Raw genomic sequence first — 26,058 nt, forward strand, 5'->3', positions numbered from 1 at the left:
TTTCGCTCACGGGATCGAAAGCCACCGCCGGGTGGTCTAGAGTTTGACGATGTGTGCCCGTTGCAATGACGGGGCCCAGCTTTGGCTTTAAATGCATGGCTTTGAATGCCGGGTTTGACGCCCACCCTAAAAAATAAAATAGCCGCACCCACCGATGATTAGCAGGTGAAAGCAATGGAATTACGTATTAACCAAAAGTCCTATCAGGTCGATGCTGACGCGGACACCCCGTTGCTCTGGGTGATTCGCGATGACCTGGGCATGACCGGCACCAAATACGGCTGCGGCCTGGCCCAGTGCGGCGCCTGTTCGGTACTGGTCGACGGTAACGTGGTGCGTTCCTGCGTCACGCCGGTGGCGGGCGTGGTCGGACGTGAAATCACCACCATCGAGGCTGTCGAAAACGATGACGTGGGCAAGCGTGTGGTCGCGGCCTGGGTTGAACATCAAGTGGCGCAATGCGGTTATTGCCAGTCTGGCCAGGTGATGGCGGCCACCGCGCTGCTCAAGCACACCCCCGCCCCCACGGATGCGCAGATCGAAGCGGCGATGGTCAACCTGTGCCGTTGCGGCACTTACAACGCAATCAAAACCGCCGTGCATGACTTGGCGAAGGGGATTGCGTGATGAACATGCCCAACGAAATGCTCGAGGTGGCCGCCGGTGACCCGGTGAACCTGTCCCGTCGGCGCTTTCTGGCCAGCACCGCCGTCGGCGCGCTGGTCATCGGTTTCGGCCTGCCGCTGGGCGCGCCGAGGGTGTATGCCGCCGCTACTGCCGCTGAGCGCGGCACCCAGGTGCCGGCGTTCCTGGAGATTCGCCCGGACGGCACCATTCGCCTGCTCAGCCCCTTCATGGAAGGCGGCCAGGGCACCCACACCGCCATGGCGCAGATTGTCGGTGAAGAACTGGACGCCGACCCCGCCACCTTCGTGGTCGAAAGCGCACCGCCCGGCGAAGCCTATGTGGTGATGGAAAACGGCTTGCGCATCACCGGCGGCAGCATGTCGATCCGCATGAGCTACCCGACCATGCGCCGCCTCGGCGCCCTGGCGCGGGCCATGCTGCTGCAGGCCGGTGCCGTGCAATTGGGTGTGGCAGTAGCCGAACTGACCACGCAGCCTGGCCGCGTGGTCCATGCCGCTTCCGGTCGCTCGCTGGGTTACGGCGAGCTGGCCGGTCGCGCGTTGGATATGCCGGTGCCCGATCCGGCCACCATCACCCTGCGCGACCCGAGCCAGTTCCGCTGGATCGGCAAGCCGGTCAAACGCCTGGACGCCTACGACAAATCCACCGGCAAGGCCCAATACAGCATCGACCTGAAAGTCGACGGCATGCTCCACGCCGCCGTGCAACACGCGCCGCGCCTGGGCATGACCGTAGGCAGCTTGCGCAACCAAGCGCAAGTGGAAGCCATGAAAGGCGTGCACTCGGTGCACACCCTGCCCGGCGCTGTGGCCGTGGTTGCCGAACGCTGGTGGCACGCCAAGCGGGCGGTGGAAGCCATCCAGGTGGATTGGCAGGAAGCCGGCCCCGACTCGAAGGTGCGGGCCATGCCGGCGGATTTTTCCACCGACAAGTACCGCGACTTTCTCGCCGCCCAACAAGGCCCGGCGCGTGACGATGAAAACGAGGGCGATGTCGCCGGTACACTGGCAAACGCCAAGACCAAAGTCGAAGCCACCTATCACAACCAATACCTGAACCATGCCCAACTGGAGCCGCCGTCAGCTTTGGCGCGCTTCAACCCTGACGGCTCGCTGGACGTGTGGCTGCCGAACCAGGCGCCGGACATGTTCCGCGCTGACATCGCCAAGCGCACCGGGCTGTCGATTGAGCAAGTCAACCTGCACTCGCCGTTGCTGGGCGGCTTTTTCGGCCGGCATTTCCTGTACGACTCGGCCAACCCCTACCCGCAGGCCATTGCACTGGCCAAGGCCGTCGGTCGCCCGGTCAAGCTGATCTGGAGCCGCGAGGAAGAGTTTCTGCGTGACGTGTTGCGCCCATTCGCCGTGGTCAAATTCCGCGCGGCGCTGGACGACAAGGGCCTGCCGATTGCCATTGAAGCGGTGAGCGCCACTGAAGGCCCTACCGAAGCGCTTTCCGGCAAACAGGGTGACAAAGTCGACCCGACGGCCGTTGAAGGTTTGTCGGGCAAGGCCTACGCCATCGCCAACAAACGCATCGCGCAGATCTACGTCAAAGGCCCGCCAATGCTCGGTTACTGGCGTTCGGTGGGTAATTCCCTGAATGACTTCTTCTATGAAGCGTTCCTTGACGAACTGGCCGACAAAGGCGGCCATGACCCGTATGAACTGCGCCTGCATTTGTTGCGCGACAACAAGCGGCTGACCACTTTGCTGCAGGCGGTAGCGGATTTGTCCGGCGGCTGGAAGCGCGGCCCCTACACCGCCGAAGACGGCACCAAGCGCGCACGCGGCGTAGCCATGGCGTCGCCCTTTGGCTCGCAGGCGGCGGTGATCGCAGAAGTGTCGATCGAACACGGCCAGGTGAAGGTGCACCACATCTGGGAGGCCATCGACCCGGGCAGCGTCGTCAACCCGGCGATTGTCGAGGCGCAGGTCCACGGCGCCGTGGCGCTGGGCCTGTCGCAAACCCTGGTGGAGGAAGCGGTTTACGTGGACGGCAAGCCCCGGGCGCGCAACTACGATCTGTACCCGATCCTGCCGCCCTCGCGCATGGCGCAAGTGCACGTAAGGATTGTCGAGAGTGGTGAAAAAATGGGCGGTATCGGTGAGCCACCGCTCCCCGCAGTGGCGCCGGCCGTGGCCAATGCGGTGGCGCAACTGACCGGGCAGCGCATCCGCAGCCTGCCATTGAGCCGGTACACCTTCACCTGACCGACAAGGAACGCCCATGAACAACCCACGATTCGCAAGAACCGCAGGCTGGCTGGTGCTGGCCGGTGCGGTCGCAGCCGGTGTGCTGGCCTGGTATGCCACCCGCGAGCCCGCCTCGCCTTTTGAGAAACAACCCGCCGCCAGCGCCGATCCGGCACTGGTCAGCCGTGGCGAGTACGTCGCCCGCGTGAGTGATTGTGTGGCCTGCCACAGCTTGCCGGGCAAGGCGCCGTTCGCGGGGGGCCTGGAAATGGCCACGCCGCTGGGGGCGATCCATGCCACCAACATCACGCCGGATAAAAACAGCGGCATCGGCAACTATTCGCTGGCTGATTTTGACCGCGCAGTGCGCCACGGCGTGGCACCGGGTGGGCGACGGCTCTACCCGGCCATGCCCTACCCGTCCTACGTGAAGCTCAGTGACGATGACGTGCGCGCGATGTATGCGTTCTTCATGCAAGGCGTGCAACCGGCCGACCAGCCGAATATCCCCAGCAGCATTCCGTGGCCGCTCAATATGCGTTGGCCGATTGCGCTGTGGAACGGGGTGTTTGCGCCGAGTGAAACCTACGCGGCAAAAACCGGGCAGGACGCCCTGTGGAACCGTGGCGCCTACATCGTGCAGGGGCCGGGCCACTGCGGCAGCTGCCACACGCCGCGCGGGCTGGCATTCAACGAGAAGGCGCTGGACGAGTCCGGCAAACCCTTCCTCTCGGGTGCCTTGCTCGACGGCTGGTATGCGCCGAGTTTGCGCCAGGACCCCAACACCGGTCTGGGCCGCTGGAGCGAGCCTGAGATCGTGCAGTTCCTCAAGGTTGGGCGCAACAAACATGCGGTGGTCTACGGTTCGATGACCGAAGCGTTCAACAACTCCACGCAGTTCATGGCCGATGACGACTTGGCGGCCATCGCCCGTTACCTGAAGTCGCTGCCCGGCGACCCGCAGCGTGACGGCACTCCTTGGCAATATCAGACGGTGTCCACCGATTCGAGCGCTCCAGGTGCCCACACCTATGCCACCCGCTGCGCCTCCTGCCATGGCCTGGACGGCAAGGGCCAGCCCGAGTCGATGCCACCGCTGGCCGGTGCCACTTCGGCGCTGGCCAAGGAAAACGCGTCGGCGATCAACATCACCCTCAACGGCTCGCAACGGGTCGTGGCAGCGGGCGTGCCGGACGCCTACCGCATGCCGGCGTTCCGCGAGCAACTGTCTGATCAGGAAATCGCGCAGGTATTGAGTTATGTGCGCGGTACCTGGGGCAATAACGGCGGGGCGGTGGATGCCGCGGCAGTGAACAAGCTGCGTGGGCACACGGATCCAGCGAGCAGCAGCCCGATTATCTTGCACATGCGCTGAATCGTTTACCTGCTCGAAAGGCTGCCCCTCCGGCAGCCTTTTTTTTGTCTGAAGGTTGCCGGAAAGAACTAAAAGTCCATAATGGACAAATTAGTTTATATGCGGAGATTTCCATGTCCAGTGCACCTCTCGTGATCAACCGGGTACAGGCCCGGGAACTGCTGGCCCAAGTCGATGTACCCCACATCCTGCACAAGCTGTTTCGCGACATGGCTGCCGGGCAAGCGGTGCAGCCGGCGCAACAACTGGTGGAGTTCCCGAATGGCGCCGGCGATTTCATCAATTACCTGGGTGTACTGGCCGAAGATGAGGTGTACGGGGTCAAGACCTCACCGTATATCGTGCGCGAGCAAGGGCCGCTGGTGACCGCCTGGACACTGTTGATGTCCATGCACACCGGCCAACCGCTGTTGCTGTGCGATGCCGCCGAGTTGACCACCGAACGCACCGCCGCGACCACGGCGTTGGCGGTGGACGCGCTGGCGCCGGCAACTGCGCGGCGCCTGGCGATCATCGGCAGCGGCAAGGTGGCCCAGGCGCATGTGCGTTATGTGCAGAACCTGCGGGACTGGCAGAGCATTCGTCTGCACTCGCCCAGCCTTGGCAGCGCCAGCGCTGAAACCCTCGCCCACCTCACAGCCCTGGACCCACGCCTGAGCATCGCCCACTCGCTCGATGCCGCCCTGGAAGATGCTGATGTGATTTTGCTGTGCACCTCGTCTGCCGGCCCGGTGATCGACCCGGCGCGCCTCGGCAAACCGGCGCTGATCACCTCGATCAGCACCAACGCGCCGCGCGCCCATGAAGTGCCGCCCCACAGCCTCAACGACATGCAGGTGTTCTGCGACTACCGCCAGACCACCCCGGGCGCGGCCGGCGAGATGCTGATCGCCAGTGAACAGCACGGCTGGGACAAACGCGCGGTCATCGGCGACTTACCCGAATTGCTCAGCGATATCGTCCAGCGCCCGGGGTATGACCGTCACGTGTTTTTCCGCTCGATCGGCTTGGGCCTGGAAGACGTGGCCCTGGCCAACGCCCTTTACCAGATCCAGCGCTAACTGCTGTTAAGGAGACGTTTATGAGCCATGCAGATTTCATCATCATCGGCGGCGGCATCGCGGGCGCGTCCACCGGGTTCTGGCTGTCGCAACACGCCAGGGTGCTGGTGCTGGAGCGCGAAAATCACCCGGCCTACCACTCCACCGGGCGCTCGGCGGCACTCTACACCGCCGCCTACGGCACGCCGCAGGTGCGCGCACTGACCCTGGCCAGCCGTGAGTTTTTCGATCACCCGCCGACAGGCTTCTGCGAGCACCCGTTGTTGACCCCCCGTGGCGAGATGACCGTGGATTTCAATGGCGACCCGGCAGAACTGGAAAGCCAATACCAGAGCGCCAGAGCCACGGTGACGCACGTGCAGCGGCTGAGTGCCGACGAGGCCTGTGCACGGTTGCCGATCCTGCGCCGGGAAAAAGTCCACGGTGCGATCTTCGACCCCACCGCCAGCGACATCGACACCGACGCCCTGCACCAGGGCTACTTGCGCGGTATCCGCCGCAACAGCAGCGAAGTGCGCACCGACAGCCACGTGCTGGGCCTGAGCCGCGACGCCGACGGCCTGTGGCACGTGCGCACGCAGGACGCGACCCACACCGCACCGGTCATCATCAACGCCGCCGGCGCCTGGGCCGATCACATCGGCGGGCTGGCCGGTGCGGCGTCCATCGGTTTGCAACCCAAGCGCCGCTCGGCGTTCATCTTCGCCGGGCCTGAAGGCCAGGACACACACCATTGGCCGATGCTGGTAGCCCTCGACGAGTCGTTCTACATGAAGCCCGACGCGGGCATGTTCCTCGGCTCGCCAGCCAATGCCGACCCGGTCGAACCTCAGGACGTGCAGCCCGAAGAATTGGACATCGCCCTGGGCATCTACCAGATCGAAGAAGCCACCACCCTGACCATCCGTCGCCCGACCCGCACCTGGGCGGGGCTGCGCAGTTTCGTGCACGACGGTGATTTACTCTCGGGCTTCGACCCCAAGGTACCGGGGCTGTTCTGGGTCGCGGCGCAAGGCGGCTACGGCATCCAGACCTCGCCGGCCATGGGCCAGGCGAGCGCCGCCCTGGTGCGCGGCGCGCCGTTGCCTGCGGCACTCACGCGGTTCGGGCTGGACGCTGGTATGCTCTCCCCCGTCCGCCTGGAGCCGCATTGATGAACACCGCCGAACCCGAAAAAGTCATGCAGAACTTCCGCGCGATCGCCGATGCGATCGCCACGCTGTTCTTCCCCCATGCCGAAGTGGTGCTGCATGACCTGCGCACACAAACCGTTGATTACATCGCCAACAACCTGTCGAAACGGGCCATCGGTGACGACTCGGCACTGGAAGACATGCTCAGCGATGATGCCAGCGAAGTGAATATCGGCCCGTACGAAAAGCTCAACTGGGACGGCCAGAAAATTCGCAGCCTGAGCACCGTATTGCATGACCATACGGGGCAGCGGCTCGCCGTGCTGTGCATCAACCTGAATATCTCGCTGTTCGAAAACGCCAAGGCGGCGCTGGACCTGTTCCTGTCGCCGAGCAAGCTCATCCCGCAGCCGGACTCACTGTTTCGCGATGACTGGCAGGAACGCATCAACACCTTTCTGCATGCCTGGATGCGCGAGCGCCAGCTGAGCCTGAACCTGCTGACCCGCGACCATAAGCGTGAGCTGGTGCTGGCACTGCATGCCGAAGGTGCGTTCAAGGGCAAGAGCGCCTCGAACTACGTGGCCAATGTGCTGGGCATGGGGCGGGCGACGGTCTACAAGCACCTCAAGGAACTCAAAAGCTGAATGCCAGCTTGTATGCTAGGACTTGAAGGGAGGAGGAGGGACAAAGCCAGATTCTGACTGTTGGCGCAGTACAGACCGTGGGAGATTTCGCCCCTCCTCCTTTCACCCAAGCGCCGATAAAGAATGCATCTGGCTATGACCGACGATAGGAACAAGCCTGCGCCTCTGGGTGAGCCCTTCAAGTGCTCAAAACCTTAGCCCGGAGGAAGTCACTATGGCAATGCCAGTTCCCGTCTCCAAGCCGATTGTTGGTATTGATGTCGCAAAAAATGAATTGGTGATTTATCACGCCGATCTCGATCTTTTGGAAGCAATCCCGAATACCAAAGCCGCTATCAAAAAGTGGCTGAGGGCTTTACCAGGCAGCGTTGCTATCGCCATTGAGGCCACCAACACCTACCACTTGGAGTTTGCTGATCTGGCCTATGAAGCTGGCTGCGTTATCTACATGGTCGGTGGTTATGAACTCAGTCATTACCGCAAAAGTGTGAAGGTTCGTGCCAAAACTGATGCCCTGGATGCCCAATTACTAGCACGGTATTTGCGAAAAGAAGCCGACGAGCTTCACCCCTGGACACCGCCGTCCCCTCTTTATCGCCAACTGTTAAGCCTTTTCCGCCGCCGTGCCGCCCTGGTTCAAGCTCGCGTTAGCCTGACGCAAAGCTGGGCGAATGAACCGCTGTTGAAGGCCTCTTTTGCCGAGCAAATGAAGTCGATGCAAAGACTTGAAGGATTGATCGAAAAAATGATCAGCGATCGACTGAAAGAGGCTGGGTTACTGGGCCAACTCAAACGTTGCATGAGCGTTGAAGGTATCGGTTTTTTGACCGGGGCTCGCTTGATTACCAGCTTCCAGCGAGGGGACTTTAGAAACGCGGACGCATTTATCGCTTTCTTGGGTATGGACTTGCGCGTCTCCAAGTCCGGGCAGAAAGATAATCGGCGCAGTTTAAGCAAGCGCGGCGACTCAGAAGCGCGGCGCCTTCTGCATAACGCAGCAATGGCGGCTAGCCGGACTGCAGCATGGAAGGAGTTTTACCAGGCGCAGCGGGCACGGGGATATAGCACCACTCAGGTACTGGTAATGTTGGCTCGCAAGCTTGCTCGGGTGGTATTTGCCTTGCTGAAAGGGCAAAACGAATACCAACCGAAGGTTGGTTGAGGGTTGCCCCCAACCATAGAATCTCCCACACCGACCTCGGCTGGCTTCAGGTGCGTACAGCCACTCAGTCGCCGTAGATGTCGGACTTGAAGTACTGCTGCGAAATCTTCTGGTACTCACCACTGGCGCGGATGCCGTCGATCGCCGCATTCAACTCGCCGACCAGCTCGGTATTGCCCTTGCGCACCGCAATCCCGGCGCCCTCGCCCACGTATTTCGGGTCTTTGAGCTCCGGGCCGACAAACGCGTAACCCTGGCCACGTGGCATCGACAGGAAATCACTTAACGGAATGGTGTCGGCAAAAATCGCATCCAGGCGCCCTGCCGCCAAGTCCATGTAGATTTCTTCGTTGTTGCTGTAGCGCTTGACGTTGATGCCCTTGGGTTCGAACACTTCGGTGGCATAGCGATCAGTGGTGGTGGCGCGCTGCACGCCGATGGTCTTGCCTTTGAGGCTGGCGTACTGGTCGTCCACCACGGCGCCGTCTTTCATCACCAGGCGCGACGAGGTGAAGTAATACTTGTGGGTGAAGTCCACTGACTTCTTGCGGTCTTCGTTAATGGTCATGGACGACAACGCCATGTCGATTTTCTTTACCTTCAGAGAAGGAATCAGGCCGTCGAATTCACCTTCCACCCACACACATTTGACCTTCATCTGCGCACAGAGCGCGTTGCCGATGTCGTAGTCGAACCCGACGATCTTGCCGTCTTGCGTCTTCGAGGCGAACGGCGGATACGCCGCCTCGATGCCGATACGCAGGGTTTTCTCGGCGGCCAGCACAGGGCTGGAGGCGAGCAGGCTCAAGGCCAGGCCGGTGATGAGGGCGCGTGTCTTCATGGTCAGGATCTCGCAAGTTATTGTCGGTTTGGCAAGAGTGGGAAAGCGTGAAGCGTCATATTTTATACTTATAATTCCATATTGGACTTTTGTGTATTGATCGTCAATCAACCCGGAACCGACACGGCTGCGTGCAATTAATCAGCGGCCTCCATCGTTTCTCCACAAAACCTCCCATGAAAGCGCATGGTGATTTCGCACAATCACCACCGCACAATCACTCAACCCCAGGCACCTGGACCGAGCCCACCATGAACGACTTTCCCGTTGCATCCACGCCCCGCCCCGACAACACCCGAGAAACCCCGGCGCTGGTGTTGATTGCGGAAGACGAGCCTGAGATCGCGGATATTCTGATCGCCTACCTCAAGCGCAGCGGCTTTCGCACCGCCCACGCGCCCGACGGCCGGCGGGCGCTGGACATGCACTTGGCGCTCAAGCCGGACTTGTTGCTGCTGGATGTGTTGATGCCCCACGTGGACGGCTGGCAGGTGCTGGCCGAAGTGCGCCACCGCGGCACCACGCCGGTGATCATGCTCACTGCGCAGGATCAGGACCTCGACAAGCTGATGGGCCTGCGTATCGGCGCCGACGACTACATCGTCAAACCCTTCAACCCGGCCGAGGTGGTGGCACGCACCCAGGCGGTGCTGCGGCGCTCGCTCGCCCACAACGACCGCGCCAGCCCCACGGTGCTGCGGGTGGATGCCTTTGAAATTGACCTGGAAAGCTATGAAGTCACGGTGCATATCGCCGGTAAACGCGTGCCGTTGGCGCTGACCGTCACCGAATTCAGGTTGCTCGCCCAACTGGCCAAGGCGCCGAAACGCGTGCTGACCCGTGCCGAGTTGCTGGCCCAGTGCTCACCGGAAAGTGACAGCCTGGAGCGTACGGTCGACAGCCATATCAGCAAGCTGCGCCGCAAGATTGAAGAAGCCGGGTTGCAAGGCGTGCCCACCAGCATCCGTGGCGTGGGCTACCGCTTCGGGAGCGCCTCGTGAGAAAGCTCAATGGCTTGAGCCGCCAGATCATCCTGTCGATGTCGGCCGTGGTGTTGTGCGTGATCGCCCTGGCGGTGATCGGCTCGTACATTTTCTACGCGCTGCTGTGGACCTACTGGCCGCTGACCAACGAAGAAGTGGATGAATGGTTGCCGGCAAACATCGAGTGGGCGTGGATGGGCCTGACCACCTGCGTCAGCCTGGCGGTGGGCTCGATTGTGGCGTTGAAGCTGTCGCGCCGTATTTTGATGCCGCTCAATTCGGTGGCCGAGAACCTGCGCAAACTGGCGGATGGCGACCTGGATGTACAGGCTGTGGCCGGTGACCAGTCCATCGGTGAAGCGGCGGTGCTGGTGGATGACTTCAACAGCATGGCCCAGCGCTTGAAACGCATGGCCCAGGAGCAGGCGTTTTGGAACGCGGCGATTGCCCACGAATTACGCACGCCGCTGACCATTTTGCGCGGGCGCCTGCAAGGCTTGGCCGAAGGGGTGTTCGAGCCGGACACCGCGCAGTTCTACAGCCTGCTCGGTCAGGTGGAAGGCTTGACCCGCCTGATCGAGGATTTGCGCGTCGTCGGCTTGGCCGACAGCGGCTACCTGGAACTCAACTTGCACGAAGCCGACTTGGCCACAGGCATTGAAGACGACGTGAGGCTGTTCGAACCGAGCCTGGTGGCCGCAGGTTTCACCTTGCAACTGGACCTGCAGCGCCGCACGCTGCGTTGCGACCCGGCCAGGATCCGCCAGGCCTTGCTGGCGCTGCTGGACAATATCCGCCGACACGCGACACCGGGAAACGTCAACGTGCACCTGAGCACCCGCGACGGCGTCAACTACCTGCGTGTACGCGATGACGGCCCCGGTATCGACGAGGGCTTCGCCACACACATGTTCGACGCCTTCCAGCGCGGTGAAAACTCGCGCTCACGTGCCCAGGGCGGCAGCGGCCTGGGCCTGGCCGTGGTACGCGCCATCGCCCTCGCCCACGGCGGCGCCGTGACGTGCCGAAACATGGAAAACGGGGGGACGCTGCTCGAACTCAGTTGGCCGGTTTGATGCGAGCGGGGATTTCAATGCGCCTCTTTTCATGGATATTCCACACACCCGCCCCTTATCGGCACTTCGCTTTAGTGGACGCCCAAGGCACCTGCCTCGCGTTCAAAAGCTGCCGCACCCTGCCGGCCAACGGGCATTGGGTGGAAGTTGAAGGGGTGGCGCTGAGCTGGCTGGGCAAACCCCTCCCGCCAGTGCCCGGCCGCTCGACGAGCATGACCCTGCACGATGACCTGCCGCGCCTTGAAGCGTCGTTGAAGCTGCACCGGGCACGCCTGAAAAAGCTGCAGCAATATTGGGTGCCACTGCAGCAGCGGGCGCCCAAATGGGTCTTGGCGTTGTGGATTGTCGGTGTATTCGTGTCGCTGGCGGCCCAGTGCTACGCCCACTGGCTGGTGATCGCCCCGCTGATTGGCGGGTTGATCCTGGCCGAGATCATCATCGATGAGCGACAAATGACCTTGTCACTGCGCGCAGACCGCGCGCGTGATGCGCTGAGGGACGCCCGCGCCGGCGACTGCCCGCGCGGTCAGCCCGGCGATTGATCACCGGGCCGGCCACTGCAACTACAGCAATACGGTCGCCAGCATGCCCAGCGCGCCGAGGAAAAACCCGATCAACGCGCCTCGCCCCGGCACCTGTTGAAACAGGCCCCACACCACCAGCGGCTCCAGCAGCAGCAAAGAGGTGACGGACACCACCGTCACAATCCAGATATCGCCTACCGCCACATAGCCGAGCCAATAAGCGCCAAGAAGGCACAACCCGGCAAAACACATCAGCAGCACCGGCATGACAAACGACGCCCATGGCGCGCCGTCCACCTGTGCCAGCCGTGCGGTGGCTACCTCACTGTAAATCGCACAAAACTCACCGAGCACCATCAGGCCTAGAGCAGAAACTCCGAGTAATTCTTTGGACATATCAAAAATTCCTTCGTATTCAGGGACAGGTTTTTCAACTCCCAGCCCGTGATGGCACGGCTGCCGGAGTTGAGGCTGCGATACGAAGTGATCTTGAAGAGCCCTGAATTATCGAAGTACTTTCCCATGCCAATGTCCTCTGTGGGGGTCGGCGGCTCCTGGCCGCCGAGAGCGAGAGATTCGCATGAACCGTTCAGCAACGTAAACAGCAGGTTCATTGCGCGGCCTCAGGAGGTCCATTGCTCCCCGCCCGGCCAGTCCTTGGTGGGGATATCCGCGAGGGTGCCATCCTTGACCCCGTCGATCCCGTAGCGCTCGATCGAATCGCCCAGTACCTCACCGAACTTGTCCGACTTGGCCTGCGCCTGGCCTTCCTTGACCAGCCCCGGGATGAGCGTGGCCAAAATCGCCACACCGGCGCCCAAAAAGCCCAGCACCCCCGCCGTGGCCGCCAGGCCCGGGAGGAAGCGTGGCAGGTTGGCGCCAAGCAGGCCGAGCCCGCCTTCCACCGCCGAGGCACTGCCCGCCAGCACGCCCAGCGAGCCTGCGGTGATGCCGAAGCCGCCAGTGAGCTTGTCGCCGCGCCGCAGCGCGTTGACCCCGTCAAAAATGCCATAGGCCCCGGAGACGATACCGGCCAGGCCGCCGATACCTTTGGCGGCTTCCTCAAAGTTCTTCGCCACGACTTGGGCGTGCTTGCCGTCCTTGACGTTGGCCTTGACCTCATCGAGCAGGTCGAGCATGGCCTTGCCGTCCTTCATGTCTTTCAGGGTTTGCTCGCCATTCTTGATCGACTTGGCGAGGTGCTCCTGATACCCCTTCGAACCGCCCTCGGTCAGCACCGTGGCGGTCTGCACGGAGCCGGTGGTGATGTCGACAATGTTGCGATCGGTCAACTTGCCGCCGCTCTGCGCCCCGCGCGCAATGGTGACACCGGCCAGGAACAGCCCGCTCACCCCGTGCAGCACACCGCTGCTGTAGGCGCCCTTGGCACCGCCATTGGGGTCGAAGTCAGAGAGCTTGCCCATTTTGTCCAACGCCTTGGTGCCCTGGCGGAACAAGTCCCAATTGCCACGAAAGCCCGCCAGCACCTGATCGGTGGTGGCCACAGTGCCGTCCTGGTTCAACAGCAACTCGGGGGTTTCCTGGCGCATCTGGTCGATCAGCTTGCGGACCTTATCTTCGTCAAGTTCCTGCCCACCGTCCTTGCCGAACGCGGTTTTGAGGTTGTCGAAACTGGCGTCCTTGAACAGGTTCTCCTGGGCGATGCTGGAGAAATTGTCATTGAGCTGTTTGTCGTATTGGGCGGTGAATTCGGGGTCGAGTGCAGCGTTGTAGAGCGCCACTTCCAGGCTGAACTCGGAAGCCGCGTTCTGCGGCGTATTGTTCTTGAGCAGCTCGCGCATACGCTCGCCGCTGGCCAGCTGGTCCTTGTAGAAAGTCTTGAAATCTTCAGCGTGCGATGACTGGGCGACCGCGCCCTGGATCGCCTTCGCATCCTCGATACCGAGGATGGATTGCAGGCTGGTGGCGGTGGCGTAGAACGTGGCCAACGCGGTGTGCTGGTCGGTCTTGCCATCCTTGGTGTTGGCGTCCCAGGCCGCGTCGAGTGCCTTGCCGGACTTGACCTGGCCTTCGTAGGTCTTGGTGGCGGCATCCTTCAGGCCCGGGTTTTCCTCAAACAGCGTCTTCACTGCCTTGTCGCCCGCGTCCTTGATGTAGTCGGCGGTTGGCTTGTCGCCCTGCAGGATGGCCATGTGATCGGTGATGTCCTCCAGCAGCTTTTGCGGCTCCCAGATCGCGCCTGAACGGTTGGCGATGGAGACCTTGCCATAGTCGCTGTTCCACACCCCGGCGTTGGCCCCGTCGACCACCAGTTTCTGCGCCTCCTGCAGTTCGAGCAGCACGGCGGCTTTTTGCTCGGCCGTGTAGTTGTCCGGGTGTTCGAAAATGTCCTTGTCCAGTTTGCTGGTGTCGACCTTGCCGGTGACGTTGCCGGCGGCCACGTCGGTGATCAGGCTGGTCAGGGTCTGGGCGTCTTTGGGCGCGGAGTTTTTCAGCCAGTTCTGCACGTCGTCGCGGCTGATCTTGCCGTCGGGCTTGTCACCGATGCTGTTGCTGGCAGTGTCGAGTTTGCGGAAGGCGCCTGGCTGGGCGAAGAAGTTCAGCGCTTCCTTTTCCTCTTTGCTCAACTGCGGATTCTGCTTGAGGTAATCCTTGATGTTCTGTTCGGTGACAGCCCCGTCGGCGCCAGTCTTGCCACGGATTGAATCGTACTTGGCATCGAGAATCGCGCCGTACTGGGCCACCTGTTTGGAACCCGCGTCAGCCTCCGGGTTGGCCTTGAGGTAATCCTTGTAGCTGCCGATCTCGCTGTTGGCCGGCGGCTTGGCCAGCGCCTCGAAACCGTACTTGCCAAAATCCTGCAAGCGCCCGGCCTCAGTGCCATGGCGCGCTTCACCGCTCTTGGTAAAGCCGTCGACGCTGCTGTTGGCCACGTCCTTGCCGGTCAGCGCCTTGCCCTGGTCGTCGTAGCCGACCACGCGGTCGAGCACCTGGCTGGCACGGAAGGCCGCGTTCGGGTCTTTGTCGAAGTCGCCGACCTGTTCCTTCAGCGCATCTTTCACACCGCTCTGGTTGCCGAGGTTTTTCAGCAAGGGGTTGGCATCAATAATGTCCTGGGCCGAGCGCTTGTCGTCCTGTGGCAGTTCCCAGACGATGCCCGCCTTGTCTGCCGCTTCGCGGCGATTGTCGTCCTGGCCCACTTGGTCGGCATGCTGCAACTCGCCCTTGAGATTGTCCCAGCCATATTTGCCGAAATCCTGCAGGCGCCCGGCCTCGGTGCCGTGCTTGGCGTCGCCGCCCTTGGTGAAACCGTCGACGCGGCCGTTGTCGATGTCGTTGCCGGCCAGGCGCGAGCCGTTTTCGTCGAAGCGCTCCACATGCTCCAGCACCTGCTTGGCGCGGTAGGCAGCGTCTGCGTCGTGCTCGAAATCGCCCACACGTTCGCGCAACTTGTCTTTGACCCCGCTCTGATTGCCGAGGTTTTTCAGCAAGGGGCTGTCGTCAATGATGTCCCCGGCCGAGCGATGGTCATCTTTGGGGCGCTGCCATTCAATGCCGGCGCCCTTGGCCTTGGCCCGGTCGACCGCGCTCCCCCACTCGACGCTGGAATCGCTTTTAGTGACTGCCTTGATTTCGGGGGTGTTGCTGACCGGTGATGACATGGTTTTGCTCCTTGAGTGCGAGGCCGCAGCGATGACCGTACGGGACGGTAATGCCGGGTGGACACCTGAGAGCAAAGGCCATGTCTGTTACTGAAAAATGACAGCCTTCCTGGCGCCACCTGATCAAACCTGCCTCTAAAGCCAGGAATGCGCAACGGTGCAACGGGGCAGATGGCGCTTGTGAAATGTTGTGAAAACGGGCCTTCAGTGCCCGCATCCACCCCGAACCTTGTGCGCACAAACAGCGAGCACTCGGGTACCAAAGCCGGGCACAAAAGTAACAAGTAACACGCCCACCGCTGTTGCACGCCCATCGTCAAAAGTCCTGAACGCCTCGTAAACCGTGGCCTGCATCCGTATTCCGAAGGACATGGCATACGCCTTGCTTCACTCTGAAAATCGTCTGATATATCAGACGATTTTCAGGAGCAGACATGTCCCGATCGACCGATTTTTCCAGCCCCCTCCCCCCGTTGGCGGCCCCGACAAAAAGCGCAGCGCAGTTGCGTGAACTGGCCTATGCGCAAATCAAGCAGCGCATCATCAGTTGTGAGTTTCGCCCGGGCGACGCCATCAATGAAGCGCAACTGACCGCCGCACTGGGTATTGGCCGCACCCCTATCCATCAGGCACTGCACCGCCTGGAAGTGGAAGGCATGGTCACGATCATGCCGCGCAAGGGCGTGATGGTGACCGCCCTGTCACTCAACGATGTACTCGACATGATCGAAGTGCGCGTCAGCAACGAACAGTTGTGCGTCAAGCTCGCGGTTGAGCGTGCCAAAGACGCCGACATCCAGGCCATGCGCGACATCCTCGACCAAACCCCGGCCCTGCTGGCCAGGCACGACGTGGCCGGGCTGATGGCGCTGGACCTGCAGTTTCACATGTCGATTTCGGCCGCCGCCCACAACCGGGTCCTGGCCGAACTGCTGCGCAACCTGCACGAAAAACAGGCGAGGTTCTGGTACCTGACCCTGTCGGAAAACCACCACAGCGAACGCATTTACGACGAACACCTGCAAATCCTGCAAGCGGTGGAACAGCGCGACGGCAGCGCCGCCATCGCCGCGATCCACCACCACATCGACGATTTCCGCCGCGCCATCATGCGCACGCTTTAATCACTGACTGCGAGAGCACTTCATGACTCAAATGACCTTCCACGTCGTCGGCCAAGGCGACCATCAAGCCAGCATCAAGCACCTGATCATCGCGGGCTGGGCCGGGCGCAACACCGAAGCGGTGGAACACCATATTGCCGAACTGGAAGCCTTGGGCGTACGCCGCCCGACCCAGGTGCCGTGCTTCTATCGGGTGTCTGCCAGCCTGTTGAACAACGCCGCCAGCATTCAGGTGCCGGGCAAGGACTCCTCCGGCGAGACCGAATTCGTGCTGATCCCCAGCGAACAAGGCCTGCTGATAGGCCTGGGCTCGGACCACACCGACCGCAAGGTCGAAAGCTATGACGTCACGGTTTCCAAGCAAATGTGCGACAAGCCCATCGCCCAACAGGTGTGGCGTTATGCCGAAGTCCAGGAACATTGGGACCACCTGGTCATGCGCACCTGGCGCGTGCGCGACGGCGTGCGTGCGCTGTATCAGCAAGGGCCGGTGACCAACCTGCTGGCGCCGGAAACCCTGCTGGGTAAACTCAACAGCGATGCCGCCTTGCCTGCCGACACCGCGATGTTCTGCGGCACCCAGTCGGTAATCGGCGAGCTGGGTTACGGCGAAGCCTTTGAAATGGAATTGTTCGACCCCGTCCTCAACCGCAGCCTGCGCCACCACTACGGTGTCGAACCGCTGCCCGTCGCCGAGTGAAGCCGATGACCACAATTGCAGCGTTTGCCCAGGCACTTGCCGAGGGCCGCACCACCAGTGAAACCTTGGTCAACGACGCGTTGAAACGGATTGAAGCGCATCGCGCGGCAGGCGGCGCGGCCTATATCAGCGTCGACGCCGACAGCGCCTTGCAGGCGGCACGGGCCAGTGACTTGGCGCGCGCATCCGGCTATGTGCCGTCGGCACTGGCCGGCTTGCCTGTGTCTATCAAGGACCTGTTCGACGTGACCGGGCAAGTCACCGCAGCCGGTTCGCGCCTGCTTGCCGATGCCCCGCCAGCCACACAGGATGCGGTAGTGGTCGAGCGTCTGCGGGCCGCCGGCGCGATCCTGCTCGGGCGCACCAACATGAGCGAGTTTGCCTTTTCCGGGCTGGGCTTTAACCCGCATTACGGCACGCCGCTCACCCCTCTGGCAGACGGGCGCGTGGCGGGCGGCTCCAGCTCCGGCGCGGCGGTGAGCGTGGCATTGGGCATGGCGGTCGCCGGCCTGGGCACCGACACGGGTGGCTCGATCCGCATCCCCGCCGCGTTCTGCAATCTCACCGGGTTCAAACCCAGCGCCAGCCGTGTGCCGATGGCGGGCACCTTCCCGCTCGCCGAAAGCCTGGATTCGGTGTGCGCCCTGACCCACAGCGTCGCCGACTGCATCCTGCTGGACCAGATACTCAGCGGCGAATCGTTGGAAACCCGCGCCGCACCACTGGCCGGGCTGCGCCTGGCGGTCACCCGCGACCTGGTGCTGGACCAACTGGACGCCACTGTGGCGGCCGCTTTCGAGCGCAGCCTGGACCTGCTTGCCAAAGCCGGTGCGACCGTTCGCTGGTTCGACTTCCCCGAGCTGCACGAACTGCCGCGCATCAACGCCACAGGCGGGCTGACGTCCGCCGAAGCCTGGCACGGCCATCGCCGCTGGCTGGAAACCGACAGCAGCGAAGCCTATGACCCGCGCGTTGCCCAGCGCATACGCCGGGGCGCCGCCATCAGCGCCGCCGACTACCTGGACATCCGCAACGAACGCCAACGCTTGATCAAGGTAGCCCACGAACGCCTGGGCGATGCCGATGCCTGGTTGCTGCCGAGTGTCGCGCTAGTGCCTCCCCGGCTTGCCGACCTCGCCGACGACGCGGCGTTCTTCGCCATCAACGCCCTGGTGCTGCGCAATACCAGCGTGCTCAATTTCCTCGACGGCTGCGCCCTGAGCCTGCCGTGCCAGCGGGGCGACGAGTTGCCGGTCGGCCTGTCGATCGCCGGCTTGCACGGCCAGGACGCCCGCGTGCTGCAAGTGTCGCGCTCGATTGAGGCGCTGTTGCGAGAGAGCAGCTGACGCACGGCAGTTGAATCCGGGGCAGGTCCACCCTGCCCCGGGCTCGACACTTTTCCCGGTAAAAAAATTCCACGGCGGCCGCCCGTGCGCCCGCACTCGCCTGCCAATCGACTTGCGCAGCCTTGCGCAATGAATTGACGAGACCCCTTATGAACCCGAGCAACGCAACTTCACCGACAGAACTGGACCACGCGCCGATGACCGACGAAGTGGCACTGGTGTATCGCAAGATCGCCTGGCGCCTGCTGCCGTTCCTGGTGTTTCTGTTTGTATTGGCCTGGATCGACCGGGTCAACGTCGGTTTCGCCAAACTGGCGATGCTGCAGGACCTGGGTTTCAGCGAGGCCGTGTATGGCCTGGGCGCAGGAATTTTCTTCATTGGTTACTTCTTTTTTGAAGTGCCCAGCAATCTGCTCCTGGAGAAAATCGGCGCGCGGCGCACACTGGCGCGCATCACGATCATGTGGGGCCTGACGTCCATTGCCATGGCGTATGTCGAGAGTGCCTGGTCGTTCTACGTGTTGCGCTTTTTGCTCGGTGCCTTTGAAGCGGGCTTCTTCCCGGGCGTGGTGCTGTACCTGACCTACTGGTTTCCCGCCGCGCAACGGGCCAGGATCAACGGCATGTTCATGACCTCCTTCGCGATTGCCGGCGTGGTGGGTGGGCCGCTGGCCGGGTTTATCATGAGCCACATGGTCGGCGTCGGCAGCCTGGCCAACTGGCAATGGCTGTTCATCCTCGAAGGCATTCCCTCGGTGGTCGCAGGCTTTCTGGTGCTTCGCTACCTGCCGGAAAAACCGGCCAATGCCAACTGGCTGAGCCCGGCACAACGCAAGATGGTCAGCGACACCATCGCCCGCGAAGACCAGGCCCCCGGCAAACACAGCGACCTGCGCGCGCTGATCCGTTTTCCCAAACTGTGGCTGTGTGCACTGGTGTACTTCTGCCTGGTCAGCGGCAACGCCACCATTGCATTCTGGACCCCGTCGGTGATCAAGGCGCTGGGCGTGGACGACACCATGCGCATCGGCCTGCTCTCGTCGATCCCGTTCATATTGGGCACCGCAGCGATGCTGTGGAACGGCTTTCACTCCGACAAAACCGGCGAACGCCGCGTGCATTGCGCCATGGCCGCGCTGCTCGCCGGGCTGGGGCTGATTGGCACAGGCTTGTTCATCGGCAACGCGGTGCTGGCCTTGATCGCCCTGACCATCGCCGCCATGGGCATCCTCGCCGCGTTCCCGGTGTTCTGGTCGATTCCCGGCGCCTTCCTCGCCGGTACCGCCGCTGCCGGAGGCATCGCCTTGATCAACTGCATCGGCAACCTGGCCGGGTTTGTGGCGCCGTACATGATCGGCTGGCTCAAGACCCTGACCGGCAGCCTGGCAGCCGGGCTTTATCTGGTCGCCGCCTTTGAAATACTCGCGGGCGTGTTGCTGCTGGTGGTGTTCAAAGGGATTCGTGTGGAGCGAAATAACGGCCGGGCGTGACACCAAAGGTGCGGCGAAACAGCGCGATGAATGCACTGACGTTGTCATAACCCAACTCCAGGGCGACACGGGTGACCGGCATGCCAGCGGCCAACCGCTCCAGCGCGCGCAGCAGCCGTACGCGCTGGCGCCATTCGGTGAAACTGAAGCCGGTCTCCTGCACAAAACGGCGTGTCAGCGTGCGCGGGGCAATGCCGGCCCAGGCGGCCCATTCCTCCAGGCGGCGTTCATCGTCCGGGCGGTCCGACAAGGCCTGGGCGATTCTGCGCAACCGCGCATCCCGGGGCATCGGCAAGCCCAGGGTGGCGCGGGGCAACGTGCGAATCTCATCGAGCAACACACCGGCCAATCGCGTCTGCGCGGGCGCCCAGTCGCCCTCCCCCCAACCCGCCGTACGCAGCACGACTTCGCGCAAAAGCCCGGAGACCGTCAGGATGCACGGCGCCTCGGGCAAGCCGACACATTCCGATGCCAGAACATAAACACTCCAGCCGCAAAACGGCCCGTGGGAACGCACGCCGTGCGCAGTCCCCGGCGGGATCCACACCGCATGCGTGGCCGGCACAACCCACTGGCTGTCACCGGCGTCGACTGAAAGCAACCCTTGGGTCGCGCCCAGCAGTTGCCCGCGCCCATGGCAGTGGCGTTCGGTGATACGTGGTTCAGCGCCCTCCCGGACCACGGCAACAATCAACGGGCCATCGGCCGAAGCGGCGGTGGAAGGTGAAATCAGTGTCGAGGGCATAAATGGCTTTATCAGACTATCGAATGTCTTCAATAGCGTACCAAGGCCAAACTTGCACGCCTATAGTGGGTGCCTCCTAACCCTCTGGAGTCAAAAACCATGCGCCCCGAAGATGTGTTACCCGATGATCAGAACCAGACCACCCGCGATGGCGTGGTGATTCGCAAAGGCAGCGTGGGCGCCTTTCTGGTCAATGCCAGGGCCTGGTGCGACCCACAGACAGAGGCGGCGCAACACCAGATTGCCGAGAAAGACCTGCTCGAACTACTGCCGGCCTTGCGGGCATTGGGGTTGTTCGAGGTGTTTTCAATTCGGGATGTGGCGCTGCAGCGGCTGGTAGAGGCGCACTGAAAGCCAGGTTAGCCGCCCATCAATCCGAAATATCAGTCACCGCAATGCTCTGGTCGTCCGGTGTGTGCACACAGCCTTTTTTGTCGCGCCGGTCATTGATCCAGCCGCCGACCTGCGCGGCAAAATCGGCCGGTGATTTGCGCCCGACCTTGCGGGCCAAATCAAGAATGGTCTGTTGGGCGAGCGCGTCTTCCATGCGTTTCTGGGCGGTCATCATCGCGGCGTGGACCGAGCAATGGCCGTCCAGCGCCCAAGCGGGTGGAGCGCCGTCAAACAATGCGCAACGCCCGCGAATCTCACGGCAATTGAAGATGAGCTTGTGGCCATCAATGGCGTTGACGATATCGAGCAGGCTGATTTCGTCAGACGGCCTCGCCAGCTTGAACCCGCCGCGTACGCCTTCGGTGGCCACCACCAATTTGGCCTTGGCCAGCTTGGTGAAAATCTTCCCGAGGTAATCCAGGGGCACCCCTTGCAATTCTGCAAGGTCACGCACGCTCGCCTCTCGGCTTTCGCCGCCATCCCCCACCAGAAAAATCAGGCAATGAATGCCGTATTCAACGCCTGCGCTGTAAAGAGACATGCCAATCTCCGACTTAATTAGTCGCACAAACTAACAGGAAAGGGTGAGTCAAGCCAGTTTCTCCCACGCAGATCCGCCATCACCCAGTACTGAATCTCAGTGAGTTTCGAGCCTGAATAGCAGGACTTAACCGCTGATTCTCGAGCGTTCATCCCGTGGTGTCACAAAAAATCACCTTGCATCCACTAACTACGACAAATATAGTCGCCGTTATCAAATTACCCATCACCTCACCCCAAGGTAAAAAAAATGAAACAGCACATTCTGGTTATCGGCGCGGGTTTCGGCGGCCTGTGGACGGCGTTGAGCGCAACGCGCCTGTTCAACATTCATGACCGCAACGATGTTGACGTAACCGTTCTCGCCCCGCAGGCCGAGCTGCGCATCCGCCCGCGCTTTTACGAGCCTGACGCCCATCAGCTGTTCGCACCGCTTGGCGAGCTGTTCGACGCGGTAGGCGTGAATTTCATCAAGGGGGCGGCAGAAGCGATTAACGTCGAACAAAAAACCGTCGCCTACCTCGACGCCTCCGGCAACCGTCAGGAACTCAACTACGACAAGCTCGTCTTGGCCACCGGTAGCCGACTCGCAGTGCCCGGCACACAAGGCGTGGCACAACACGCGTTCGATGTGGACCAGATCGAGCAAGCCGTTCGCCTGGAGAACCACCTCAAATCCCTGGCAGACCGCCCCCACAGCAAAGGCCGCAATACCGTGGTGGTCGCCGGCGGCGGCTTCACCGGCATTGAAACGGCAACTGAAATGCCGGCCCGCCTGCGCGCCATCCTGGGTGAAAACGCAGACATCGAAGTGATCATCGTGGACCGCAGCGCAACCATCGGCGCGTCGATGGGCGCCGAAATCGGTCGGTCGATCGCCGAGGCCAGCGAAGAACTGGGCGTGAAATGGCAGCTGAAATCATCGGTGGTCGCCGTCGATGAAAACGGCGTCACCCTGGATAATGGTCGGCATATCGAAGCCAGCACCGTGATCTGGACCACCGGCGTGCGCGCCAGCTCGCTGACCGAACAGATCCCCGGTGAGCGTGATGCCCTCGGCCGCCTGCACGTGGATGCAAACCTGAACGTCATCGGCCAGCCCGACATTTTCGCCACCGGTGACGTGGCGTACGCCGCCACCGACGCGCTGGGTAACCACGCCCTGATGACCTGCCAGCACGCCATCATGCTGGGCCGTTACGCCGGCAACAATGTTGCCGCGCACGTTCTGGGCGTCGAGCCGACGCCCTACAGCCAGCCCAAGTACGTGACCTGCCTGGACCTCGGCGGCTGGGGCGCGGTGTACACTGAAGGGTGGGATCGCCAGGTAAAATTGACCCGCCAGGAAGGCAAGTCGCTCAAAACCCAAATCAACACGGTGTGGATCTACCCGCCGGCGGCCAACCGTGAGGCGGCGTGGGCGGCAGCGGATCCACTGATCCCGATTGCCTGACAGGCGGCTAACGAGAGTGGCCGGTCCCCCTCCCGGCTCACTCCACAGCCTCCCAATCGACCTCGGCAAATTGCTCAACCAGAAAGTTGATAAACGCCCGCACCTTGGGCGCCAGATGCTTGCGCGTCGGATACACCCCATAAATACCGAGTTCGACGGACTGATAGCCGGGGAGCAACTCCACCAGATCACCGCGTCGAATGTCCTCGCCCACCATGAAGCTGGGCTGCAGCAGGATTCCGCCTCCGGCAAGGGCAACCGAACGGCAGGTATCGCCATTGTTGCAGCGCAGGCTGGCGCGCGTGGTCACCACGTGTTCCCGGCCGTGGCCTGTGAAGTGCCATTCGTTGCCGCTGGAAAAATTGCTGTATGCCACGACCCGGTGGTCCGTCAGGTCCTTGGGTTCGTTCAATGGCGGGTGTTGTGCGAGGTAAGCCGGTGACGCACACAAGCGCATGCGGGTACTCGCGATGCGCCTGCCGACCAGTGACGAGCTTTCCAGCCGGGCAATCCGCACCGCGACGTCATACCCCTCCTCCACCAGGTCCACCAGGCGGTCATTCAAGCTGATGTCCAGTTCGATTTTCGGGTGCCTGGCGAGAAATTCAGACCAGAGCGGCGCCAGGTGCAGCACGCCAAAACTGACCGGCGCATTGACCCGCAACAGCCCCACCGGCTCACTCGCGCCCGACGACACCGCCAACTCCGCCTGCGCCATCAAGCCAAGCACCTCACGGGCTTGTTGATGAAACAGACGCCCTTCTTCCGTCAAGGAAAGCCGCCGGGTCGTGCGTTGCAACAAGCGCACGCCAAGACGCTCTTCCAACGCGTTGACGTGCCTTGAAACGGCCGCCTTGGACATTTCCAGAAACTCGACCGCGCCAATAAAGCTGCCCTTTTCCACCACGGCGCAGAACACCTGCATTTCCAGGGCTCGGTCCATAACCATCTCACTAAACGGAACAATTAGTCTGATTACAGCATATTTATCCCTTTCACCGAATCATTAAACTTTGGCGTTCACCCTCACCCATTACGGATCGTCAGCATGACAACCCCTCAAACCCAGCCTTACGCCGCCCTCGTGCTTCGCCTGATTTTGGGCGCCATGTTCCTCGCCCACGGTTTGACCAAACTGCTGGTGTTTACGCCCGCCGGTACCGCCGGCTTTTTTCAATCGGTAGGGTTTCCGGGGTTCTTGGCGTACCCGGTCATCGCTTTCGAAATCGCTGCCGGGGTTCTCCTGGTGTTGGGTGTCTACGCGCGCTGGGTCGCAGCCCTGGCAGCAGTGCAATTGCTGGTCGCGTCCACCGTGCATTTTGCCAATGGCTGGAGCTTCACCAACGCCAATGGCGGTTGGGAATACCCGGTGTTTCTGGCGTTCACCGCACTCGCGCTGGCCTTGCTCGGCGATGGCGCATGGGCACTCAAGCGCTCGGCTTGAGCTTGAATTGCACAGCTGAAATTACCTGACGAGGCCATGTATGCACGCCCCCCTTCCCGCCCTTTTCGTTTCCCACGGGGCGCCGACGTTTGCCCTCGACCCTGGGTTGGCAGGCGCACGCCTGAGTCAACTGGGCAGGCAACTGCCCAAGCCTCAGGCCATCGTGGTGGTCTCGGCACACTGGATGACGAACCGTGCAGTCAGCATCACGGCTGGCAGCGCACCGCAAACCGTGCACGACTTCGGTGGTTTTCCTCCAGAACTGTATGAGCTCACCTACCCGGCGCCCGGGCTGCCAGCGTTGGCCAACCGAATCGCGGCACTGCTGGAAAACAGCAACTGGCCCGCCAGCCTGGATACGGATCGCGGCCTGGATCACGGTGCCTGGGTACCGTTACGGCACCTCTACCCTCAAGCCGACATTCCGGTGATCCAGGTGTCGATGCCGATCTGGATGACCCCGCAGGATGCCTTGCGCCTGGGTCAGGCGTTGGCGCCCTTGAGGCATGAAGGCGTGCTGATCATGGGTTCCGGCAGCCTGACTCACAACCTGTATGAGTTTCGCTCCGCGAGCGTCAACACTGACTATGTGCAGCCGTTTTGCGACTGGGCCACCCGCCAGCTGAAGGCGCGCGATACTGCGATGCTCCTGGCCTACAGGACGCAGGCGCCCGAGGCGGTGCGGGCTCATCCGAGCGAAGAACATTTTTTCCCGCTGTTTGTCGCCTTGGGCGCTGCCGGCCCTGACTACGAAGTGAATCTGATCGAGGGCGGTGTGACCTACGGCGTGTTGTCGATGGACAGCTACCTCTTCAACGCCAGCGCGCCTGATACCGCACCGAGGAAAACACCATGACTTCAAGCAGCCCACTGCCGCAATTGCACACAGACCACGGCACAGGCCTGCACTATCGGCGGCGCCCGGCCCACGCCACACCTCGCGCCCGGCTTGTGCTGCTGCACGGCGTGGGAGGCAACGAAACCAACCTGGCGGGGCTGATCAACGACCTGCCCGCTGATATCGAGCTGCTATTCGTGCGAGGCCCTTTGCCGATGGGGCCCCAGCGCTACGCCTGGTTTCAGGTCAGCTTTATAGGCGAAGGCCCGCGCATCAACGAACCTCAGGCCGAGGCCAGCCGGCAATCGCTCATACAGTTCGTGCAAAACCAGGCGCCTCTGCCGACCCTCATCGCAGGCTTCAGCCAGGGCGGCATCATGAGTGCGAGCGTGGCGCTGAGCGCGCCGCAAGCAGTAGCCGGATTCGGCCTGCTCAGCGGGCGAATCCTGCCTGAATTGAAGCCCGCCATTGCGGCCCGGGATGAGCTTGAGCACCTGTGCGCGTTTGTCGCCCACGGCCGAAATGACGAAAAGCTTCCCGTGTTTTGGGCCGAACGTTCCAGGGAAATGCTCAACGCCTTGGGTGTGCCCTGTCGGTATCAGGTGTATGACATGGCCCACGAAATGGCCGAAGAGGAAATCGCCGACTTTGTCGGCTGGGTAGAGAACACCCTTTCGGCTTCATCGCGAGCCTCATCCTGACGCCACACTCCTGCTG

At 62.1% G+C, this 26,058-nt stretch carries 26 protein-coding genes; 19 read left to right on the plus strand and 7 right to left on the minus strand.

Going from position 1 to position 26,058, the window contains the following annotated elements; genetic code table 11:
* The first annotated feature begins 174 nt into the window (after window positions 1-174).
* The 7 genes from AB4P94_RS25505 (at window position 175) to AB4P94_RS25535 (ending at window position 8,221) form a co-directional block, all read left to right on the plus strand.
* Window positions 175-627, plus strand: coding sequence for a (2Fe-2S)-binding protein (locus tag AB4P94_RS25505; RefSeq protein WP_395608061.1), 453 nt, complete (start codon window positions 175-177; stop codon window positions 625-627).
* On the plus strand, window positions 627-2,861 hold the full coding sequence (locus AB4P94_RS25510; RefSeq protein ID WP_395608062.1) for a molybdopterin cofactor-binding domain-containing protein: 2,235 nt from the start codon (window positions 627-629) through the stop codon (window positions 2,859-2,861). The genes AB4P94_RS25505 and AB4P94_RS25510 overlap by 1 nt, the downstream gene beginning before the upstream one ends.
* A 16-nt stretch (window positions 2,862-2,877) precedes the next feature.
* Entirely contained in the window at window positions 2,878-4,218 is a 1,341-nt protein-coding gene (locus AB4P94_RS25515; protein WP_395608063.1) for a c-type cytochrome, read from the plus strand.
* A 113-nt stretch (window positions 4,219-4,331) separates the two neighbouring features.
* Entirely contained in the window at window positions 4,332-5,279 is a 948-nt protein-coding gene (locus tag AB4P94_RS25520) for an ornithine cyclodeaminase family protein (RefSeq protein ID WP_395608064.1), read from the plus strand.
* A 20-nt stretch (window positions 5,280-5,299) separates the two neighbouring features.
* Window positions 5,300-6,433, plus strand: coding sequence for an NAD(P)/FAD-dependent oxidoreductase (locus tag AB4P94_RS25525; protein WP_395608065.1), 1,134 nt, complete (start codon window positions 5,300-5,302; stop codon window positions 6,431-6,433).
* Window positions 6,433-7,059 (plus strand): transcriptional regulator, encoded by a 627-nt coding sequence (locus tag AB4P94_RS25530; RefSeq protein WP_395608066.1) that lies wholly within the window; start codon window positions 6,433-6,435, stop codon window positions 7,057-7,059. The genes AB4P94_RS25525 and AB4P94_RS25530 overlap by 1 nt, the downstream gene beginning before the upstream one ends.
* 214 nt (window positions 7,060-7,273) lie before the next feature.
* On the plus strand, window positions 7,274-8,221 hold the full coding sequence (locus AB4P94_RS25535) for an IS110 family transposase (RefSeq protein ID WP_395607597.1): 948 nt from the start codon (window positions 7,274-7,276) through the stop codon (window positions 8,219-8,221).
* Window positions 8,222-8,285: 64 nt separating this feature from the next.
* On the opposite strand, the gene AB4P94_RS25540 is transcribed toward AB4P94_RS25535, so the two are convergent.
* A complete protein-coding gene (locus tag AB4P94_RS25540; RefSeq protein ID WP_395608067.1) occupies window positions 8,286-9,062 on the minus strand; it encodes an ABC transporter substrate-binding protein in 777 nt (258 codons plus the stop codon).
* Between the two features lie 251 nt (window positions 9,063-9,313).
* Between AB4P94_RS25540 and AB4P94_RS25545 the strand changes: the two genes are divergently transcribed.
* From AB4P94_RS25545 to AB4P94_RS25555, 3 genes are all read left to right on the plus strand, one after another.
* The gene (locus AB4P94_RS25545) at window positions 9,314-10,063 is read left to right on the plus strand and encodes a response regulator (protein ID WP_395608068.1); all 750 of its coding nucleotides are present in this window, start codon (window positions 9,314-9,316) and stop codon (window positions 10,061-10,063) included.
* Window positions 10,060-11,121, plus strand: a complete 1,062-nt coding sequence (locus AB4P94_RS25550; protein ID WP_395608069.1) for an ATP-binding protein — start codon at window positions 10,060-10,062, stop codon at window positions 11,119-11,121. The genes AB4P94_RS25545 and AB4P94_RS25550 overlap by 4 nt, the downstream gene beginning before the upstream one ends.
* Window positions 11,122-11,333: 212 nt before the next feature.
* Complete coding sequence (locus AB4P94_RS25555) at window positions 11,334-11,663, plus strand: hypothetical protein (RefSeq protein ID WP_395611389.1); 330 nt, start codon at window positions 11,334-11,336, stop codon at window positions 11,661-11,663.
* Window positions 11,664-11,684: 21 nt separating this feature from the next.
* Here the strand turns inward: AB4P94_RS25555 and AB4P94_RS25560 are convergent, their stop codons facing one another.
* From AB4P94_RS25560 to AB4P94_RS25570, 3 genes are read right to left on the minus strand one after another with little or no spacing between them, the layout of a single operon-like run.
* Window positions 11,685-12,002 (minus strand): hypothetical protein, encoded by a 318-nt coding sequence (locus AB4P94_RS25560; protein ID WP_395611390.1) that lies wholly within the window; start codon window positions 12,000-12,002, stop codon window positions 11,685-11,687.
* 5 nt (window positions 12,003-12,007) lie between these two features.
* Entirely contained in the window at window positions 12,008-12,259 is a 252-nt protein-coding gene (locus AB4P94_RS25565; RefSeq protein ID WP_395611417.1) for a hypothetical protein, read from the minus strand.
* A gap of 9 nt (window positions 12,260-12,268) precedes the next feature.
* Window positions 12,269-15,268 (minus strand): type III effector HrpK domain-containing protein, encoded by a 3,000-nt coding sequence (locus AB4P94_RS25570; RefSeq protein WP_395608070.1) that lies wholly within the window; start codon window positions 15,266-15,268, stop codon window positions 12,269-12,271.
* Window positions 15,269-15,702: 434 nt separating this feature from the next.
* On the opposite strand from AB4P94_RS25570, the gene AB4P94_RS25575 reads away from it, so the two are divergent.
* The 4 genes from AB4P94_RS25575 (at window position 15,703) to AB4P94_RS25590 (ending at window position 19,928) form a co-directional block, all read left to right on the plus strand.
* Window positions 15,703-16,392, plus strand: a complete 690-nt coding sequence (locus tag AB4P94_RS25575) for a GntR family transcriptional regulator (protein ID WP_395608071.1) — start codon at window positions 15,703-15,705, stop codon at window positions 16,390-16,392.
* Between the two features lie 22 nt (window positions 16,393-16,414).
* Window positions 16,415-17,092 carry a DUF2848 domain-containing protein gene (locus AB4P94_RS25580; protein ID WP_395608072.1) on the plus strand — a complete coding sequence of 226 codons (678 nt, stop codon included), beginning with the start codon at window positions 16,415-16,417 and terminating at the stop codon, window positions 17,090-17,092.
* A 5-nt stretch (window positions 17,093-17,097) separates the two neighbouring features.
* Complete coding sequence (locus AB4P94_RS25585) at window positions 17,098-18,438, plus strand: amidase (RefSeq protein WP_395608073.1); 1,341 nt, start codon at window positions 17,098-17,100, stop codon at window positions 18,436-18,438.
* Between the two features lie 149 nt (window positions 18,439-18,587).
* Window positions 18,588-19,928 carry an MFS transporter gene (locus AB4P94_RS25590; protein ID WP_395608074.1) on the plus strand — a complete coding sequence of 447 codons (1,341 nt, stop codon included), beginning with the start codon at window positions 18,588-18,590 and terminating at the stop codon, window positions 19,926-19,928.
* Here the strand turns inward: AB4P94_RS25590 and AB4P94_RS25595 are convergent.
* A complete protein-coding gene (locus AB4P94_RS25595) occupies window positions 19,888-20,673 on the minus strand; it encodes an AraC family transcriptional regulator (protein ID WP_395608075.1) in 786 nt (261 codons plus the stop codon). The two genes, AB4P94_RS25590 and AB4P94_RS25595, sit on opposite strands and share 41 nt — an antisense overlap.
* Before the next feature lie 99 nt (window positions 20,674-20,772).
* Between AB4P94_RS25595 and AB4P94_RS25600 the strand changes: the two genes are divergently transcribed.
* Entirely contained in the window at window positions 20,773-21,024 is a 252-nt protein-coding gene (locus tag AB4P94_RS25600) for a hypothetical protein (protein WP_395608076.1), read from the plus strand.
* A gap of 19 nt (window positions 21,025-21,043) precedes the next feature.
* Here the strand turns inward: AB4P94_RS25600 and AB4P94_RS25605 are convergent, their stop codons facing one another.
* Complete coding sequence (locus AB4P94_RS25605; protein WP_395608077.1) at window positions 21,044-21,607, minus strand: RrF2 family transcriptional regulator; 564 nt, start codon at window positions 21,605-21,607, stop codon at window positions 21,044-21,046.
* A gap of 249 nt (window positions 21,608-21,856) precedes the next feature.
* On the opposite strand from AB4P94_RS25605, the gene AB4P94_RS25610 reads away from it, so the two are divergent.
* Window positions 21,857-23,059, plus strand: a complete 1,203-nt coding sequence (locus AB4P94_RS25610) for an NAD(P)/FAD-dependent oxidoreductase (protein WP_395608078.1) — start codon at window positions 21,857-21,859, stop codon at window positions 23,057-23,059.
* A 37-nt stretch (window positions 23,060-23,096) separates the two neighbouring features.
* Here the strand turns inward: AB4P94_RS25610 and AB4P94_RS25615 are convergent, their stop codons facing one another.
* The gene (locus AB4P94_RS25615; RefSeq protein ID WP_395608079.1) at window positions 23,097-24,002 is read right to left on the minus strand and encodes a LysR family transcriptional regulator; all 906 of its coding nucleotides are present in this window, start codon (window positions 24,000-24,002) and stop codon (window positions 23,097-23,099) included.
* A 105-nt stretch (window positions 24,003-24,107) separates the two neighbouring features.
* Here AB4P94_RS25615 and AB4P94_RS25620 point away from each other — a divergent pair, with 105 nt between their 5' ends.
* The 3 genes from AB4P94_RS25620 to AB4P94_RS25630 are packed head-to-tail and all read left to right on the plus strand — an operon-like array spanning window position 24,108 to window position 26,042.
* Window positions 24,108-24,503, plus strand: coding sequence for a DoxX family protein (locus AB4P94_RS25620; RefSeq protein WP_395608080.1), 396 nt, complete (start codon window positions 24,108-24,110; stop codon window positions 24,501-24,503).
* Window positions 24,504-24,543: 40 nt separating this feature from the next.
* Entirely contained in the window at window positions 24,544-25,359 is an 816-nt protein-coding gene (locus AB4P94_RS25625) for a DODA-type extradiol aromatic ring-opening family dioxygenase (RefSeq protein ID WP_395608081.1), read from the plus strand.
* Window positions 25,356-26,042 (plus strand): alpha/beta hydrolase, encoded by a 687-nt coding sequence (locus AB4P94_RS25630; RefSeq protein ID WP_395608082.1) that lies wholly within the window; start codon window positions 25,356-25,358, stop codon window positions 26,040-26,042. The genes AB4P94_RS25625 and AB4P94_RS25630 overlap by 4 nt, the downstream gene beginning before the upstream one ends.
* Window positions 26,043-26,058: the final 16 nt, after the last annotated feature.

It is taken from the genome of Pseudomonas sp. B22129 (assembly GCF_044218875.1).
Classification (GTDB): Bacteria; Pseudomonadota; Gammaproteobacteria; order Pseudomonadales; family Pseudomonadaceae; genus Aquipseudomonas.